The organism is Curtobacterium pusillum, assembly GCF_013359865.1.
GTDB classification, from domain to species: domain Bacteria; phylum Actinomycetota; class Actinomycetes; order Actinomycetales; family Microbacteriaceae; genus Curtobacterium; species Curtobacterium pusillum.
In genome coordinates this window covers 48,160-63,904 of sequence record NZ_JABMCE010000073.1, presented here as the reverse complement: position 1 = coordinate 63,904, position 15,745 = coordinate 48,160, and the positions used below count along the sequence as shown (strand labels likewise).

General features: G+C 70.9%; 13 protein-coding genes. All 13 read right to left on the bottom strand.

Going from position 1 to position 15,745, the window contains the following annotated elements:
- Nucleotides 1-5: 5 nt before the first annotated feature.
- The 13 genes from HP507_RS08410 to HP507_RS08350 all read right to left on the bottom strand — a co-directional run bounded on the left by HP507_RS08410 (nucleotide 6) and on the right by HP507_RS08350 (nucleotide 15,734).
- The gene (locus HP507_RS08410; protein ID WP_376984167.1) at nucleotides 6-293 is read right to left on the bottom strand and encodes a YggT family protein; all 288 of its coding nucleotides are present in this window, start codon (nucleotides 291-293) and stop codon (nucleotides 6-8) included.
- 71 nt (nucleotides 294-364) lie between these two features.
- Nucleotides 365-931, bottom strand: a complete 567-nt coding sequence (locus HP507_RS08405; protein WP_175351335.1) for a cell division protein SepF — start codon at nucleotides 929-931, stop codon at nucleotides 365-367.
- A 43-nt stretch (nucleotides 932-974) separates the two neighbouring features.
- Nucleotides 975-1,700, bottom strand: coding sequence for a YggS family pyridoxal phosphate-dependent enzyme (locus HP507_RS08400; protein ID WP_175351334.1), 726 nt, complete (start codon nucleotides 1,698-1,700; stop codon nucleotides 975-977).
- A gap of 7 nt (nucleotides 1,701-1,707) precedes the next feature.
- On the bottom strand, nucleotides 1,708-2,868 hold the full coding sequence (ftsZ, locus tag HP507_RS08395) for a cell division protein FtsZ (protein ID WP_175351333.1): 1,161 nt from the start codon (nucleotides 2,866-2,868) through the stop codon (nucleotides 1,708-1,710).
- Between the two features lie 294 nt (nucleotides 2,869-3,162).
- Nucleotides 3,163-4,386 (bottom strand): cell division protein FtsQ/DivIB, encoded by a 1,224-nt coding sequence (locus tag HP507_RS18370; protein WP_175351332.1) that lies wholly within the window; start codon nucleotides 4,384-4,386, stop codon nucleotides 3,163-3,165.
- Nucleotides 4,383-5,804, bottom strand: a complete 1,422-nt coding sequence (gene murC, locus HP507_RS08385; RefSeq protein WP_175351331.1) for a UDP-N-acetylmuramate--L-alanine ligase — start codon at nucleotides 5,802-5,804, stop codon at nucleotides 4,383-4,385. Before murC ends, HP507_RS18370 begins: the two co-directional genes overlap by 4 nt.
- Nucleotides 5,801-6,943 carry an undecaprenyldiphospho-muramoylpentapeptide beta-N-acetylglucosaminyltransferase gene (gene murG / locus HP507_RS08380; protein ID WP_175351330.1) on the bottom strand — a complete coding sequence of 381 codons (1,143 nt, stop codon included), beginning with the start codon at nucleotides 6,941-6,943 and terminating at the stop codon, nucleotides 5,801-5,803. The genes murC and murG overlap by 4 nt, the downstream gene beginning before the upstream one ends.
- The gene (gene ftsW, locus HP507_RS08375; RefSeq protein ID WP_175351329.1) at nucleotides 6,940-8,223 is read right to left on the bottom strand and encodes a putative lipid II flippase FtsW; all 1,284 of its coding nucleotides are present in this window, start codon (nucleotides 8,221-8,223) and stop codon (nucleotides 6,940-6,942) included. The genes murG and ftsW overlap by 4 nt, the downstream gene beginning before the upstream one ends.
- Nucleotides 8,186-9,736, bottom strand: coding sequence for a UDP-N-acetylmuramoyl-L-alanine--D-glutamate ligase (gene murD, locus HP507_RS08370; protein WP_175351328.1), 1,551 nt, complete (start codon nucleotides 9,734-9,736; stop codon nucleotides 8,186-8,188). Before murD ends, ftsW begins: the two co-directional genes overlap by 38 nt.
- Nucleotides 9,726-10,829, bottom strand: a complete 1,104-nt coding sequence (mraY, locus tag HP507_RS08365; protein WP_175351327.1) for a phospho-N-acetylmuramoyl-pentapeptide-transferase — start codon at nucleotides 10,827-10,829, stop codon at nucleotides 9,726-9,728. The genes murD and mraY overlap by 11 nt, the downstream gene beginning before the upstream one ends.
- Nucleotides 10,826-12,316: a UDP-N-acetylmuramoyl-tripeptide--D-alanyl-D-alanine ligase gene (locus HP507_RS08360; protein WP_175351326.1), complete on the bottom strand. Its 1,491-nt coding sequence runs from the start codon at nucleotides 12,314-12,316 to the stop codon at nucleotides 10,826-10,828. Before HP507_RS08360 ends, mraY begins: the two co-directional genes overlap by 4 nt.
- The gene (locus tag HP507_RS08355) at nucleotides 12,313-13,950 is read right to left on the bottom strand and encodes a Mur ligase family protein (protein WP_175351325.1); all 1,638 of its coding nucleotides are present in this window, start codon (nucleotides 13,948-13,950) and stop codon (nucleotides 12,313-12,315) included. Before HP507_RS08355 ends, HP507_RS08360 begins: the two co-directional genes overlap by 4 nt.
- 14 nt (nucleotides 13,951-13,964) lie before the next feature.
- Nucleotides 13,965-15,734, bottom strand: coding sequence for a peptidoglycan D,D-transpeptidase FtsI family protein (locus HP507_RS08350; protein ID WP_175351324.1), 1,770 nt, complete (start codon nucleotides 15,732-15,734; stop codon nucleotides 13,965-13,967).
- Between the last annotated feature and the right edge of the window lie 11 nt (nucleotides 15,735-15,745).

Genomic DNA, 15,745 nt, shown 5'->3' with positions numbered 1-15,745 from the left:
CGGCGCTAGATCAGGTAGCGGACGATCGTCATCGCGATGATGACCACGAGCATCACGATCGTCCAGCCGAAGTCGAGCGCCACTGGTCCCATCCGCAGCGGCGGGAGCGCCTTGCGGACGGTGCGGATCGGCGGGTCGGTCACGGTGTAGACGACCTCGGAGACCACGAGCAGTCCGCCGCGAGGCCGCCAGGAACGGTTGTACGCCTGCACCATGTCGAGCGCGAACCGCCCCCACATCACGAAGAAGTAGAGCAGGAGGAGGAAGTACAGGATCGTGAAGATCGCGGACACGATGGGGCTCGCTCGGCTCGGGTGGGCGTCGTCACGTGGCGACGCTCACGGGGCGGGTGGGCCTGAGGGACTCAGGACTGGGCGAAGAAGGACGCCTCGATGTCGGACTCTACCTCAGGCGTCTCACCGCTCACGGCGACGTGGGCGGGCGAGAGGAGGAAGACCTTGTTCGTGACGCGCTCGATCTTGCCGTAGAGGCCGAGCGACAGCCCCGAGGCGAAGTCGATCATGCGGCGCGCGTCGGCCTCGGTCATCTGGGAGAGGTTGATGATGACGGGGATGCCGTCGCGGAAGCTCTCGGCGATGGACTGGGCGTCCTTGTACTCGCGCGGGTGGACGGTGAGGATCTCGTTCATTTCCTGGACCGGTGCTGCCTTCTGTGCGGTCGTGTGCGAGCGGCGGAGCGGGGTGACCTGGGCACCGCGCTGGTGGGTGTGCGTCTTGGGCTCGGCGGCGACGGGCGCCACCGCGACCGCGGCGGGCGCGGGCGTCTCGGGAGCGGCCGGAGCGGGGGCGGGCGCAGGGGCCGGAGCGGACTGCTGCCGCACGGGCTGCTGCTGCGGCTGCTCGTCCTCGTACTCGAGTTCCTCGTCGGCGAGGCCGAGGTAGACCATCGTCTTCTTCAGCGGGTTGGCCATGGTTCCTCCGGAGTTCGTGCTCGTGGATGCCCTTGGAACGAGGCTAGGGCGCGACCGGGCGATTTCCCGTGATTGCGGTCCCGATCCGGAGGTGTGTCGCGCCCTCCGTGATCGCGTCGGCGTAGTCCCCGCTCATGCCGGCCGAGATGTCGGTCGCGTCCGGAGCGAGCGACACCACGCGCTCGGACACCCTCCGCAGCCGGGCGAAGGCCGCGCGGGGTTCCTCGTCGAGCGGGGCGACCGCCATGACGCCGCGGAGCCGGATCGTCCCCGTTGCCAGCACGCGCGACACCATCGCCTCGACGTCGTCGGGCCGGACGCCGCCACGGTCGGGGTCGTCGGTCAGGTTGACCTGCACGAAACCGTCGATCACCGGCGGCTCCGGCTCGGCCTCGGTCGGGGCGAACGCGTCGACCACGGAGTCCCGGTCGAGCGACTGCACGACGTGCGCGTACCGCCGCACCTGCCGGGCCTTCTTCGACTGCAGCTGCCCGACGAAGTGCCAGGTCAGCGGCACGTCGGCGAGCTCGGCGGCCTTCGACTGCGCCTCCTGGTGGCGGTTCTCCCCCACGTCGGTGACGCCGAGTGCCGCGAGGTCCCGCACCAGCGACGCCGGGTGGAACTTCGTGACGACGACGAGCGTCAGTTCGTCCGCCGACCGCCCTGCGGCTCGCGCCGCGTCGGAGATGCCGGACCTGACGGACGCGAGACGCGCCTCCAGTCCGTCGTCGGGTGACGAGTCGGACGGGAGGCGCGGATCGCTTGCCAACGTCTGCTTACTTCAGGAAGTCGGGGACGTCGAGCTCGTCGTCATCGTCGTCGAAGGCCGGGTCGGCGGCGCGCTGCGCCGGCGCCTCGTGCTCCTGCGACGCCCACGACGGGGCCGGCGAGGACGAGTCCTCGATCGCGCCCGCGGACGCCACCGGGACCGTGGCGCCGGCCTCGGGGTCGACCCAGCTGGAGCGGCGCTCCTTCTGCTGTGCGGTCGGCTCGCCACCGTCGAAGCCCGCGGCGATGACGGTCACGCGGACCTCGTCGCCGAGCGTGTCGTCGATGACCGCACCGAAGATGATGTTCGCCTCGGGGTGGACGGCCTCCTGCACCAGGCGGGCGGCGTCGTTGATCTCGAAGATGCCGAGGTTCGACCCGCCCTGGATCGAGAGCAGCACGCCGTGCGCACCGTCGATCGAGGCCTCGAGCAGCGGGGACGCGACGGCCAGTTCGGCGGCCTTGATCGCCCGGTCGGCTCCCCGCGAGGAGCCGATGCCCATGAGGGCCGAACCGGCACCCTGCATGACGCTCTTCACGTCGGCGAAGTCGAGGTTGATGAGACCCGGGGTGGTGATGAGGTCGGTGATGCCCTGGACGCCGGCGAGGAGCACCTGGTCGGCGGTCGCGAAGGCCTCGACCATCGAGATGCCGCGGTCGCTGATCTCGAGCAGGCGGTCGTTCGGCACGACGATGAGGGTGTCGACCTCGTCCTTGAGCCCGGCGACACCGTTCTCCGCCTGGGACTGGCGGCGCTTGCCCTCGAAGCTGAACGGCTTCGTGACGACGCCGATGGTGAGCGCACCGATCGACTTCGCGATGCGTGCGACCACGGGAGCACCACCCGTTCCGGTCCCACCGCCCTCACCGGCGGTGACGAAGACCATGTCGGCGCCCGCGAGGGCCTCTTCGATCTCCTCGGCGTGGTCCTCGGCGGCGCGACGGCCGACCTCGGGGTCGGCGCCGGCACCGAGACCGCGGGTGATCTCGCGGCCCACGTCGAGCTTGACGTCGGCGTCGCTCAGGAGCAGTGCCTGCGCGTCGGTGTTGATGGCGATGAACTCGACGCCGCGGAGGCCGAGTTCGATCATGCGGTTCACGGCGTTCACGCCGCCGCCGCCGACACCGACGACCTTGATGACGGCGAGGTAGTTGTGGTTCGTGGTCACGTCAGTCGGGCCTCCGGTCGAACCCTCAACCTCTACTTGAAGTTCAGGGGCAATGCTGGTAGATGTGGTGCTCGCAACGACGCTACGGGTGCCTTCCGCACGCTGTCGCCCCGCCACGCCGCGTGTCGTCGATCACGTCCGGCAATTCTCCCCCACGCTCCCCGCTCTCGCCCGCTGTCGTCCCTGTCGCCCCCTGTCGCCCGCTGTCCCCCGCAAGACACCGGTGTTCGCACGTCGAACCGCCGCATGCCGGGGTTCGGACGACGAACACCGGTGTTTTGCGGCTGAGGGGGGCTACTTGGCGCGGATGATGCCGTTGTCGGGGGCACTGACGTCGTACTCCACGACGACGCCGGGGTTCCGCGCCGCATGGTCCTTCACGAGGGCCGCGAGCAGCGCCGCCTTCGCATCGGACTGCTCCGGGTTCCCCCACACCACGCTCGACCCGTCCTTGAGGGTGAGCGTCACGTCGTCCGCGGTGGACGCCTTCACGCTCGTCACCTGCGCGCGCACCGTCGACGGGAGCGCGAGCACGACCTCCGTCATCGTGCGGAACACCGGCGACCCGAGCTTCGCGCTGCCGACGTCCGCGAGCGGCATGTTCGCCGGCTGCTTCGGCGACGACTGCACCACGATGCCGGCCGGGTCGACCAGGTCGAACGCCTTCCCCGACCGGACCGCGACGACCGGGGTCCGCTCGGTGACCGTGACCACGAGGGTGTGCGGCGGGGACTCTTCCGTGACGTAGCTCTCGATGAGGGGGAACCCGGCGATGTCCCGCTTGATCGCGCCGAAGTCGAGCCGGGCGAGCGGCGTGCCGATCTGGTCCGAGAGCGCCTGCCGCAGCTGGGTCTCGTCGACGCGGTTCGTGCCCTTGATCTCGATCGTCTGCAGGGCCATCAGCGGCGAGAACACCGCGACGAGGATCGAGACGCCGAACACGACGACGATGCTCGCGGCGGTGATCCACGCGGCGCGGCGGTGCCGGCTGCGGCGGGTGAAGCGGCGGACCTCGGCGCGCTCGAGCAGGCGGCGGCGACGCTTCGCCACGCGGGCCTCACGCGCGGTCTCGGCAGCGCGGACCCCGGCACCGATCGGCGTCGCGTGGTCCTCGTGGTCGCCTCCGTCCGGACTGGAGGCGCGGTGCGGGTCGATGACGTCGGTGACCGTCGCGGCGTGGTCGCCCGGATCACGGTGGTCCTCGTCCGGGGTGTACTCGCGCAGGCGGTCGGCCACCGAGGACAGGCCGGCGCCGAAGCGGCGGCCGGCAGCGCCGGCGAGGGCGCCGGCACGGGCGCGAGCCGACGGCCCGGAGGGTGCGTCGGCGGTGGAGGCGTCCGTCTCGTCGACGGGTTCCGGCGGGGCGGGGTCGACCCGCGCCTCCCGGCTGTCCGGCGCAGGATCCCGCGACGGACGCCGCGGGATCAGCGGGGCGCGGCGCTGCCGGGGCGCCGGGGCGTCCTCGGCGGACGCGTCCGGCTGTGCCGGGCGCTCGTCGAACCCCTCGGGACGCTTCACCGGGGCAGCACCCCGTCGTCGTGGAGGGCGCTGAGGACCTGCGGGATGATGCGGTACACGTCGCCGCAGCTGAGGGTCATGATGATGTCGCCCTCGCGCGCGACGGCGGCGGCACGGGCCGAGGCCTCGTCCCAGTCGGGCAGGAACTCCACGCGCGACTGGTCGACGAAGCGCTCCTGCACGAGGGCACCGGTGACGCCGGGCTCCGGGTCCTCGCGCGCGCCGTAGACGTCGAGGACGACGGTGTGGTCGGCGAGCTCCTCGTAGACCTTCGCGAAGTCCCCGGCCATCAGGCGCGTGCGGGAGTACAGGTGCGGCTGGTGGATCGCGATGATCCGGCCGTCGCCGACGACGTTGCGGGCCGCCTTGAGCGCCGCCGCGACCTCGGTGGGGTGGTGGGCGTAGTCGTCGTACACGGACACGCCACGCTCGACGCCGTGCAGCTCGAAGCGGCGCTGCGTGCCCCCGAACGCCTCGATCCCGCGGATGGCGTCCTCGGGGGCGACCCCGAGTCCGGTCAGGACGGCGAAGGCGCCGACGGCGTTGATCGCGTTGTGCCGGCCGGGCACGCGGAGGGTCAGGTGGTACGCCTCGCCGGCGGACCGGAAGTCGACCTCGACGCCGGCGGACTCGGTGATGCCCTCGATGCGGACGTCGGCGTCGACGGCCTCACCGAAGGTCACCACGTCCGGGGCGTCCGAGCGTGCCTTCACGCCTTCCGTCACGCGCTTCGCACCGGCGTCGTCGCTCGAGATGACGACCTTCTCGGACGCCTTCGCGGCGAACTCGACGAAGGCCTCGATGAACGCGTCCTCGCTGCCGTAGTGGTCGAGGTGGTCGGCGTCCACGTTGGTGACGAGCGCGACCGCGACGTCGTAGAGCAGGAAGGAGCCGTCGGACTCGTCGGCCTCGACCACGAACAGGTCGCTCTTCCCCGGGGCGGAACTCGTGCCGAGGGACTGGATCACCCCGCCGTTGACGAAGCTCGGGTCGAGGCCGAGCTCCACGAGGGCGGTGACGATCATGCCGGTCGAGGTGGTCTTGCCGTGGGCGCCGGCCACAGCGACGAGACGGTGCTCGGCGATCAGCGCGGCGAGGGCCTGCGAGCGGTGCAGGACGGGCAGACCGCGGCGCTGGGCCTCGAGGAGCTCGGGGTTGTCCGGCCAGAGGGCGCTCGTCACGACGATGGTGTCGGCGTCCCCGACGTTCGCGGCGTCGTGGCCGATGTGCACCTCGGCGCCGAGCTGGCGCATGGTGCCGGTGGTGGCGGTCTCGCGGGAGTCGCTGCCCGTCACGCGGTGACCGGCGGCGAGGAACATCCGGGCGATCCCGCTCATGCCGGAACCGCCGATGCCGACGAAGTGCACCGTGCCGAGGTCGTCCGGGATCGGCTGCGTCAGGTCCGGCTTGATGGTCATGGTTCCTCCGTGGTGCTCGTACCGTCGCTGCGGCCGCCGTGCTCGTTGTGACCGTCGGCGGCTCGCGCGGCCTTCGCCGCGTCGAGGACCAGGTCGGTCATCCGGTCGGCGCCGTCGCGGTGCCCGACGCTGCCCGCCCGGACCGTCATGTCGGCGATGCGGGCGCGGTCCTGCAGGATGCTCAGGAGCTGGAACGTCACCCAGTCCTGATCGAACTCCGCGTCGGCCACGAGGAGCGCTCCCCCGGCACCGACGACGTCCTTCGCGTTGTGCCGCTGCTCGCCGTTGCCGACAGGGTACGGCACCAGGACGCTGGGCAGCCCGACGGCGGTCAGCTCGCACACCATGCCGGCGCCCGCGCGCGAGACCACGAAGTCGCTCGCGGCGTAGGCGAGGTCCATCCGGTCGCAGTAGCGCAGCACGTGGTAGCCGTCGAGGTCGCTCGGACCGATCTCCGACTTGCCGCCGACGACGTGCAGGACCTGCCAGCCGGCACCGACGATCGTCGCCGCCGAACGGTTCACCGTCCGGTTGATGCTCCGCGCCCCCGAGGACCCGCCGGTGACGAGCAGGACCGGACGATCCGGGTCGAGGCCGAACTCGGCGAGGCCCTCGGCACGACTCGCGCGGCGGTCGAGCGACTCGATCTCGCGGCGGAGCGGCATGCCCACGACCCGCCCGTGGCGCAGCCGGGTGTTCGAGAAGGTCACGCCGACGTGGTCGGTGAGGAAGGCCGCGAGCCGGTTCGCGAGGCCCGGCTTGGCGTTCTGCTCGTGCACGACGATCGGCGTGCCGGTGCGCTTCGCGGCGATGTAGGCCGGCGCGGCCGCGTACCCGCCGACACCGAGGACGACCTCGATCTCGTGCTCGCGGATGAGCTGCTCGGTGCGCTTGACGGCGCGCCAGAAGGCACCAGGGAACCGGAGCGCGGCCGCGTTCGGCTTGCGCGGGAAGGGCAGGCGAGGGATGGTCAGCAGCTCGTAGCCGCGCATCGGGACGAGCCGCGACTCCAGGCCCTCCGCGGTGCCGAGGACGAGGACCTGGGCGTCGGGTTCGCGCTCGGTCAGCCGGTCGGCGACCGCGAGCAGGGGGTTGACGTGGCCGGCGGTGCCGCCGCCGGCGAAGAGGTACGTGCTCACCGGAGTGTTCCGTTCAGGGTGGTGCGGCCGGTCAGGCCGTCCTTGCCGGGCAGTTCCCGCGCGAAGGAGAGCACGACGCCGATCGCGACGAGGGTCATGATGAGCGCGGAGCCACCGGCCGAGATCAGTGGGAGGGGGACGCCGAGGACCGGCAGGAGGCCGAGGACCACGGCGATGTTGACGAGCGCCTGACCGATGATCCAGGCGAGGACGCCGCCGGTGACGGTCTTCACGAAGGGGTCGTTCGACTGCCGGATGATCTTGATCATCCCGACGGCGAGCACCACGAAGAGGGCGAGCACGACGACGGCGCCCACGAGACCGAGCTCCTCGCCGATGATCGCGAAGATGTAGTCGTTGTCGGCCTCGGGCAGCCAGGACCACTTCGCCTTCGAGTTCCCGAGCCCGACGCCGAACACCCCGCCCGACGCCAGCGCCCACATGCCGTGGACGGGCTGCCAGCAGAGGTCCTGGTACTGGCTGGTGTCCGTGCAGCCGGACAGCCAGGCACTGATGCGGGACGAGCGGGAGCTCGACGACGCCGTGACGATGGGCACGATGACCAGCAGCGCGAGCAGTCCGACGCCGAGGTGACGGAGCCGAGCGCCGCCGACGAACAGCGCACCGAGCGTCAGCAGGATCATGATGAGCGCGGTGCCGAGGTCCTTGCCGACGAGCACGAGCCCGATCGAGCCGCCGGCCGCGATGCCGACGGGGACGAAGACCTCTTTCCAGTCGTCGAGCTTGTCGCGCTTGACGTACATGATCGCGCCGATGCCGAGCACGAGCGCGAGCTTGAGGATCTCGGACGGCTGCGCGGTGAAGGACCCGATGCGGATCCAGTTCCGGTTGCCCTGGATCGAGTAGCCGAGCGGGGTCAGGACGACGAGCGCCTGCACGACGAGGCCGACGCCCACGATCCACATCGCCCACTTGCGCCAGAATCGGGCGGGCAGGCGGGACGCGATGAGCATCAGCGGGACGCCGAGCACGGCGTAGAGACCCTGGCGGGACGCGGCCCCGAAGAAGTCGTGGGTCGCGGCGTACTGCTCGACGCTCGACGACGACAGCACCATCACGACGCCGAAGACGACGAGGAAGAGGGTGACGCCGAGGATCGTGTAGAAGGTGCTCGACTCGGCGACGAAGACGTTCTTGACCGCGACGACCGCGCCGTTCGGTCGACGGCCGGTGCGGGTGCCGCTGCTGGCGCCCTGCTGCCGCGCGGGCGCCGAACCGCCGCTACGGCTGTTCGTCGGGAAGTCCGTCGGTGTCGCCATCGGCGTTGCCTCCCAGGTGCTCGTGGACCGCCGCCGCGAATCGACGCCCCCGGTCCGCGTAGGAGCCGAACTGGTCGAACGACGCCGCGGCCGGGGCGAGGAGGACCGTGTCGCCCGGCCTCGCGACCGATGCGGCATGCCGGACCGCCTCGGGCATGACCAGATCAGTGTCCGCTGCTTCGACCTGCAGGACGGGCACCCCGGGCGCGTGTCGCGCGAATGCCTCGAGCACGGGGCCGCGATCGGTGCCGATCACCACGACCCCGCGGACGTCCGGGCCGAAGCGCTCGACGAGTCCGTCGATGTCGACGCCCTTGAACAGGCCCCCGACGATCCACACGACCTTGTCGAACGACGCCAGGGACGCCGTCGCCGCGTGCGGGTTCGTCGCCTTGGAGTCGTCGACCCAGGTGATGCCCTCGGCGGTGGCGACGAGCTCGGTGCGGTGGTGGTCCGCGCGGAACCCCTGCACGGCGGAGCGGATCGCGCTCGGCTGCACCGACGCAGCTCGGGCGAGGGCCGCGGCGGCGAGGACGTTCATCGTCATGTGCGGGCTGGCGAGACCGGCCGCCTCGAGGTCGGCGACGGTCGCGAGCTCGAGCGCACTGTTCCGCCGGTCGTCGGTGAAGGCGCGGTCGCAGAGGACGTCCTCGACGACGCCGACGTCACCGGGTGCCGGGACGCCGGGCGTGAACCCGACCGCGCGGCAGCCCTCGACGACGTCCGCTTCCTCGACCATGCGCCGGGTCACGTCGTCCGTCGTGTTGTAGACGCACGCCATCACGGTGCGCTCGTACACCTTGGCCTTCGCCGCGCGGTACGCCTCGGCGGAGCCGTGCCACTCGAGGTGGTCGTCGGCGATGTTGAGGCACGCGCTGGCGAGCGGCACCACGGCACCGTCGCCGGTCGTCGGCATGTAGTGCAGCTGGTGGCTGGAGAGCTCGACGACGAGCACGTCGAAGCCGTCCGGGTCGCGCACGACGTCGAGCACGGGGACACCGATGTTGCCGCAGGCCACAGCGCGCAGGCCGCCGGCCTCGAACATCGCGGTGGTGAGCTGCGTCGTCGTGGTCTTGCCGTTCGTGCCGGTGATGGTCACCCACGGGGCGGCGATCGGTCCGCGCACGACCTTGTCGCGCACGCGCCAGGCGAGCTCGATGTCCCCCCAGACGGCGCTGTGCTCGACCGACCACGCGACGGTCGCGTTGTGCGGCGGCAGGCCGGGCGACACGATCACGACGTCGGGCGCCTGGTCGACCAGAGCCGAGGGCACCGCGTCGAGGGGGGTCTGCACGAACCGGGCGCCGATGACGTCGAGCAGCTCGACGCTGTCGGACGGGGCGTCGGTCGAGTAGACCGTCACCGCGCTGCCGAGCTCGACGAGCGTGTCCGCGACCGAGAACCCGGTGGCCCCCAGGCCGAGGACGGCGACGTTCAGGCCCTTCCAGCCTTCCGAGTACCAGCTGTCCAGACCTGCGAGCCGGTCCGCAGCCGAGGGGGCGTCAGCCGACACGCGCGATCCATTCCAGGTAGAAGAGTCCGACACCGGCGGCGACGCAGAGTCCCGCGATGATCCAGAACCGGACGACGACGGTCACCTCGGCCCACCCCTTCAGCTCGAAGTGGTGGTGCAGCGGACTCATCCGGAAGATGCGCTTGCCGTGCGTGATCTTGAAGTACGCCCGCTGCAGGATGACCGAGCCGGTGACGATGAAGAACAGGCCGCCGATGAGGACGAGCAGCAGCTCGGTGCGGCTGAGGATCGCGAGACCGGCCAGGGCACCGCCGAGGCCGAGCGAACCGGTGTCGCCGAGGAAGATCTGCGCCGGCGAGGTGTTGTACCAGAGGAAGCCGATCAGGCCGCCGCAGACCGCGGCCGCGACGACCGCGAGGTCGAGTGGGTTCGTCACCGTGTAGCAGGCGTGCTCGGTGCTGGCGTCGAGCCGGGCGCTCCCGCACAGCTGGTTCGACTGCCAGAACCCGATGATCACGTACGAGCCGATCGCGAGGACGCTCGACCCCGTGGCGAGGCCGTCGAGCCCGTCCGCCACGTTCACGCCGTTCGACGTCGACACCGTCAGCAGGACGATCCACGCCAGGAACAGGATCGTGCCGATCACGGTGCCGAGCGCCATGAAGTCGAGCCACGGGATGTCCCGGATCGCCGAGACCATGGTCGACGCCGGCGGCTTGCCGTTCGCGGTCGGGACGACGAGCGCCACGGTCGCGAAGATCACACCGACGATGACCTGCCCGAGGACCTTCGCCCAACCGCCGAGCCCGAGGCTGCGCTGGCGCCGGACCTTGAGGAAGTCGTCGATGAACCCGACGAACCCGAGTCCGACCATGAGGAACAGCACGAGCAGGCCGGACAGCGTGATCGAGTCACGGCCGACGAGGTGCCCGACGAAGTAGCCGAGCACCGCGCCGATGATGAGGACGATGCCGCCCATCGTCGCCGTGCCGCGCTTGGTGTGGTGCGACTGCGGACCGTCGTCACGGATGAACTGACCCCAGCCGAGGCGGTGGAACAGCTTGATGAACAGCGGCGTGAGCAGCAGTGTGAACACCAGCGACACGGCGCCGGCGATCAGGAGGGCGATCATTCGGTGACACCTCCGAGGCGGTCGCCGAGGAATCGCAGTTCGGCGGACTTCGAGGACTTGACGAGGACCACGTCGCCGGGGCGGAGCATGTCCTGCAGGGAGTGGACGGCGTCGTCGACGTCCTCGATGAACACTGACTCGCCGTCCCACGATCCCTCGAGGGTGGCGGCCTGGTGGATCGGCAGGGCGCCGCGGCCGACGACCACGAGCTGCCCGATGCCGAGACGGACGACGAGCCGGCCGATGCGGTCGTGCTCCTCCGTCGAGAACTCCCCGAGCTCGGCCATCTCGCCGAGCACGGCGACGGTCCGCTCCCCCGGACGCACGATCTGCGCCAGGGTCCGCAGCGCGGCCGCGGTGGAGTCGGGGGACGCGTTGTACGCGTCGTTGATCACGGTGACGCCCTCCGGGCCGCCCTGGAGGAGCTCCATGCGCCAGCGCTCGGCCCGCGTCATCGACGCGAGCGCCTCGGCGCCGGCGGCGAGCGGGACGCCCCACAGGTGGGCCACCGTGAGCGCGGCGGACGCGTTCATGGCGTGGTGCTCGCCCAGGATCGCGAGGCGGACGTCGACGGTCTCGGGGAGGTGATCCGTGCCTCCAGGCTGGCTGTCGCCACCACGGACGGGAGGCGCGGTGAGGGTGAAGCGGGTGCCGCTGCGGTCCGTCTCGATCCCGGTGATGCGGTAGTCGGCGTCCGCCGACGTCCCGAAGCCGACCACGTGGGCCGCCGTCAGCTCGCGCATGGACGCGACGCGGTCGTCGTCGACGTTGAGGAGCGCCGTCGCGGTGGCCGGGAGGTCGGTGACCATCTCCGACTTGGCGCGCTGTGTCGCCTCGATGCCGCCGAACTCGCCGGCGTGCGCGAGGCCGACCTTGAGGACGACGCCGACGTCCGGCTCGGCGATCGAGACGAGCTTGGCGATGTGACCGACGCCGCTCGCGCCCATCTCGACGACCAGGTACCGCGTGTCGTGGGTGATCCGCAGCATCGAGATCGGTGCGCCGACGTGGTTGTTGAACGATCCCTGGGGCGCGACGGTCTCGCCGTGCTGCTCGAGGATCGTCCGGAGCATGTTCTTCGTGCTCGTCTTGCCGTTCGAGCCGGTGATGCCGACGACCCGGAGCGGCGCCGGGCGGCCCGCGGCGTCGACGCGGTCGGCGCTCGACGTCCGGACGCGCGCGACGACCTCGTGGGCGAGCGCGGCGAGGGCCTCGTAGCCGTCCTGGACGACGATCTGCGGCGCGGTGGTCTCGACCCGCTCGGGTGTGATGACGAGCGCTGCTCCGGCCTCGGTCGCGGCACCCACGAAGCGTCGGCCGTCGGTGACCTCGCCCGGGAGCGCGAAGAAGACGCTGCCGGGGCGGACCAGGCGGGAGTCCGTCTCGACGGAGCCGTCGACGACCTCGGTGCCATCCGTCGCCTGCGCACCGGCGATCAGCTCGCCGCTGACCGCGGTGGCGATCTCGGCGAGGGTCAGGGCGATCATCGGGTTTCCTCGGCGGGACCCGAGTTCGGTTCCCAACCGGCCTCGCGCAGGGCCTGGCGGGCCTCGTCGCGTGCCGAGTACGGGGTGCGGACGCCCTGGATGTCGCGGTAGTCCTGGTGCCCGGGACCGGCCCAGAGGATCGAGTCGCCGTCGCCGAGCAGGCTCACGGCCTTGCGGATCGCGGCCTCGGGCGGGCTGACCTCGTAGAGCTCGTGCTCGGGGAACGCCTCGCGCGCAGCGTCGACCAGGGTCTTCCGGATCGATGCGGCGTCCTCGAAGCGGGGGTGGTGGTCGGTGATCACGAGGATGTCCGAGCCCGCAGCGGCCACGCGCGCCATGTCGCCGCGCTTGGTCTTGTCGCGGTCGCCGTCGGCGCCGAAGAGCATCAGGACCTTGCCGGGGGTGAACTGCCGGACGGCGGCGAGGGTGTTCTCGAACGCATCGGCACTGTGGCCGAAGTCGACGTAGACGCTCGGGCCGCGGTCGCCCGAGACGCGCTCGGTGCGGCCGGGCAGGTAGCACTCGATGGCGGACACGCGCTGCGTCTCCCCGTCGTGCTCGTGCTCGTCGGCGTAGTCGCGGTGGTTGCTCTCGAGCGCGTGCGCGATCGCGCCGAGCTCGAACCCGCCCTCGACGAGCATGACGATCGCGAGCGCGGCGTTCGCGGCCATGTGCCAGCCGATGAGGGGCACACGGGTGGTGAGCTCGCGACCCTCGGGCCCGCTCAGGCGGAACTCGGTGTACGCGGCGTGCGCCTCGACGATGTCGACGTGCCACTCGGCCTCGACGTCCGGGTGCACCGTGATGGTCGTCACCGGGATGCGGGAGTCCTGCACGACGCGGTGGCCCCAGTCCGTGTCCAACGAGACGACACCACGGCGGGCGTGCTCGGGCTCGAACAGCGGGAGCTTCGCGTGGTAGTACTCCTCCATGTCGGCGTAGTCGTCGAGGTGGTCGTGCGACAGGTTCGTGAAGCCCGCGACGTCGAAGACGATGCCGTCGACCCGGTGGCGGCTGAGGGCCTGCGCGCTCACCTCCACGGCGACCGCGCGCACCTCGCTCTCGCGCATCCGGGCGAGGAGGGCGTGCATCTCGCTCGCCTCGGGCGTGGTGAGCCGACTCGTGACGCTGAGCGCGCCGATGTGCCGCTCGGCGGTGGAGCTGAGCCCCGTGACGAGGCCGAGCTGCTTGAGGATCCCCTCGAGGATGTACGACGTGCTCGTCTTGCCGTTCGTGCCGGTGACGGCGAACAGCTGCGGCAGGTCGGTGGCCTCGTCCGGGTGGGTGCGGTACACCCACGCCGAGACGTCGCCCAGGGCGGCACGGGGGTCGTCCACGACGAGCACCGGCAGCCCGGAGGCGCTGGCGGTCTCCGCACCGGCGTCGTCGGTCAGGACGGCGACGGCTCCGCGCTCGGCGGCCTCGGCCGAGAACTCCGCGCCGTGCCGGTTCGCACCGTGCACGCCGACGAAGAGGTCACCCGGCTGTACCTCGGCGGCGCTCAGCGTGACGCCGGTCGTCTCGACGGCGTCGACCGAGCCGACGACGCGCAGACCGAACGCGTTCGCGAGTTCGGCCACGGCCCTCGGGGTCGGGTGTTCGGGTCGGAGGACCGGGGGGATCCGTGCGGACAAGTGCTCCTTCTTCCTCACCACGTGGACGGGTAGGTCTTCGCCTGCGTCGTGGAGGGGGCTACTCGGTACTTCTCGAGCACCTGGGACATGAGAGTGCGGAACGCCGGAGCCGCTCCACTGGACCACTTGTTGGCCTGCGGCTTCGTGAACGTCACCGTGACAACATACTGGGGGTCCTCGGCGGGTGCCATTCCGGCCACCGACGTGATGCGCTGCGAGCCGTAGCCCTTCGAGCCCTCGGCCACCTCGGCCGTTCCGGTCTTCGCGGCGATGTTGTAGCCGGAGATCGGCTTCATGCCGACCAGCGTGCCACCCGTGACCACGCTCTGCAGCATGTCGGTGACCTGCGTCGCGGCGCTCGCGGACACGACCCGCGTCCCCTGCACGTCGGGCGCGTCGATCGTCTTGCCGTCGGCCGTCTCGCACCCCTTGACGAAGTGCAGCGGGATCCGGACACCGTCGTTCGCAAGGGTCTGGTAGATGCTCGCGATCTGGATCGCGGTCGTCGAGATGCCCTGGCCGAACATCGAGTTGATGTTCGTCTGCTGGTCCCAGTTCGGGCTCGAGCCGTAGTCCATCGACGGCTGACCCGGGTAGTCGATCGCCGACTCGGGCTCGAACAGACCGAACTTCTGCATGTAGTCGTACCGCTGCTGCGCGGTCAGCCGGGAGCCGAGCTCCGTGATGCCGACGTTCGACGAGTCGCGGAGGATGCCGGTCAGCGTGAGGTTCTCGGTGTCGTGGAACTCCGAGTCGTGGATCGTGCCGCCCCAGGGGAAGCTCCGCGAGTACGGCACGACCGCCTGGTCGGTGGGGCTCGACTTCCCCTGGTCGATCAGGGCGGCGGCGATCGCTGCCTTGATCGTCGACCCGGGCTCGTACGTGGCGGTCAGCGCCCGGGACCCGAAGGCGCCCTTGTCCGTGGTCGCGTCGACGTCGTTCGGGTCCACGGTCGGGTAGTCAGCCACGGCGAGGAGCTCGCCCGTCTTGACGCTCGTGACCGTCGCGGTCGCCGACTCGGCCTGCAGGTCCTTCGCGGCCGACGCGAGCGTCTGCTGCGCCATGTACTGGAGGTCGCTGTCGATCGTGGTCTCGAGCGTCCCGCCGTCCTTGGCTTCCTTCGTCGTCACGGTGCTGCCGGGGAGTTGCACCCCGTCGGACCCGCGTTCGTACGTCTCGGACCCGTTGGAGCCCGCCAGGCACTTGTCGTAGGCGTACTCCAGGCCGGCCTGCGCGCCGTCCGTGCCCATGAACCCGGTGATGTTCCCCGTGGTCGCGCCGGTCGGGTACACGCGCGACGCCTGCTGCTCCTTGTAGATCCACGGGATGCCGAGCGCCGCCACCGCCTCGTAGTGCTTCACGTCGAGCCCCTTCACCAGGTAGGCGAAGTCGGACTTCGGGTTCGCCGCGATGCTCTTCTTCATCGTCGCGACGTCTCCGCCGGAGGCCTTCGCCAGTGCCGTCAGCGCCTGGTCGACCGTGACGTCCTTCACGCGCGTCCCGCCGAGCTTGCCCTCGAACTCCTTGACGAGGCGCGGGGCCGTCGTGATGTTGTACCGGTTCACGCTGTCGGCGAGCTCGGTCCCGTTGCGGTCCACGATCGACCCGCGCGTCCCGTAGATCGTCACCGGGATGCTGCGCTTCTCCTTCGACAGCTCGTTGAGCGAGGCGGCCTGCACGACCTGGATGTCGACGAGGCGGATCACGAACACCGCCACGAGGGCGATCACGGCGATCATCACGACGCTGTAGCGCAGTCGTCGGTTGCGGATCGTCTTCGTCACGCGGTGCGGTC

Coding starts and splice junctions, on each gene's coding strand:
- mraY (WP_175351327.1), bottom strand. CDS start 10,829: ATGATCGCCCTCCTGATCGCCGGCGCCGTGTCGCTGGTGTTCACACTG.
- ftsW (WP_175351329.1), bottom strand. CDS start 8,223: ATGGCGACACCGACGGACTTCCCGACGAACAGCCGTAGCGGCGGTTCG.
- murC (WP_175351331.1), bottom strand. CDS start 5,804: ATGACCATCAAGCCGGACCTGACGCAGCCGATCCCGGACGACCTCGGC.
- HP507_RS08360 (WP_175351326.1), bottom strand. CDS start 12,316: ATGATCGCCCTGACCCTCGCCGAGATCGCCACCGCGGTCAGCGGCGAG.
- HP507_RS08405 (WP_175351335.1), bottom strand. CDS start 931: ATGGCCAACCCGCTGAAGAAGACGATGGTCTACCTCGGCCTCGCCGAC.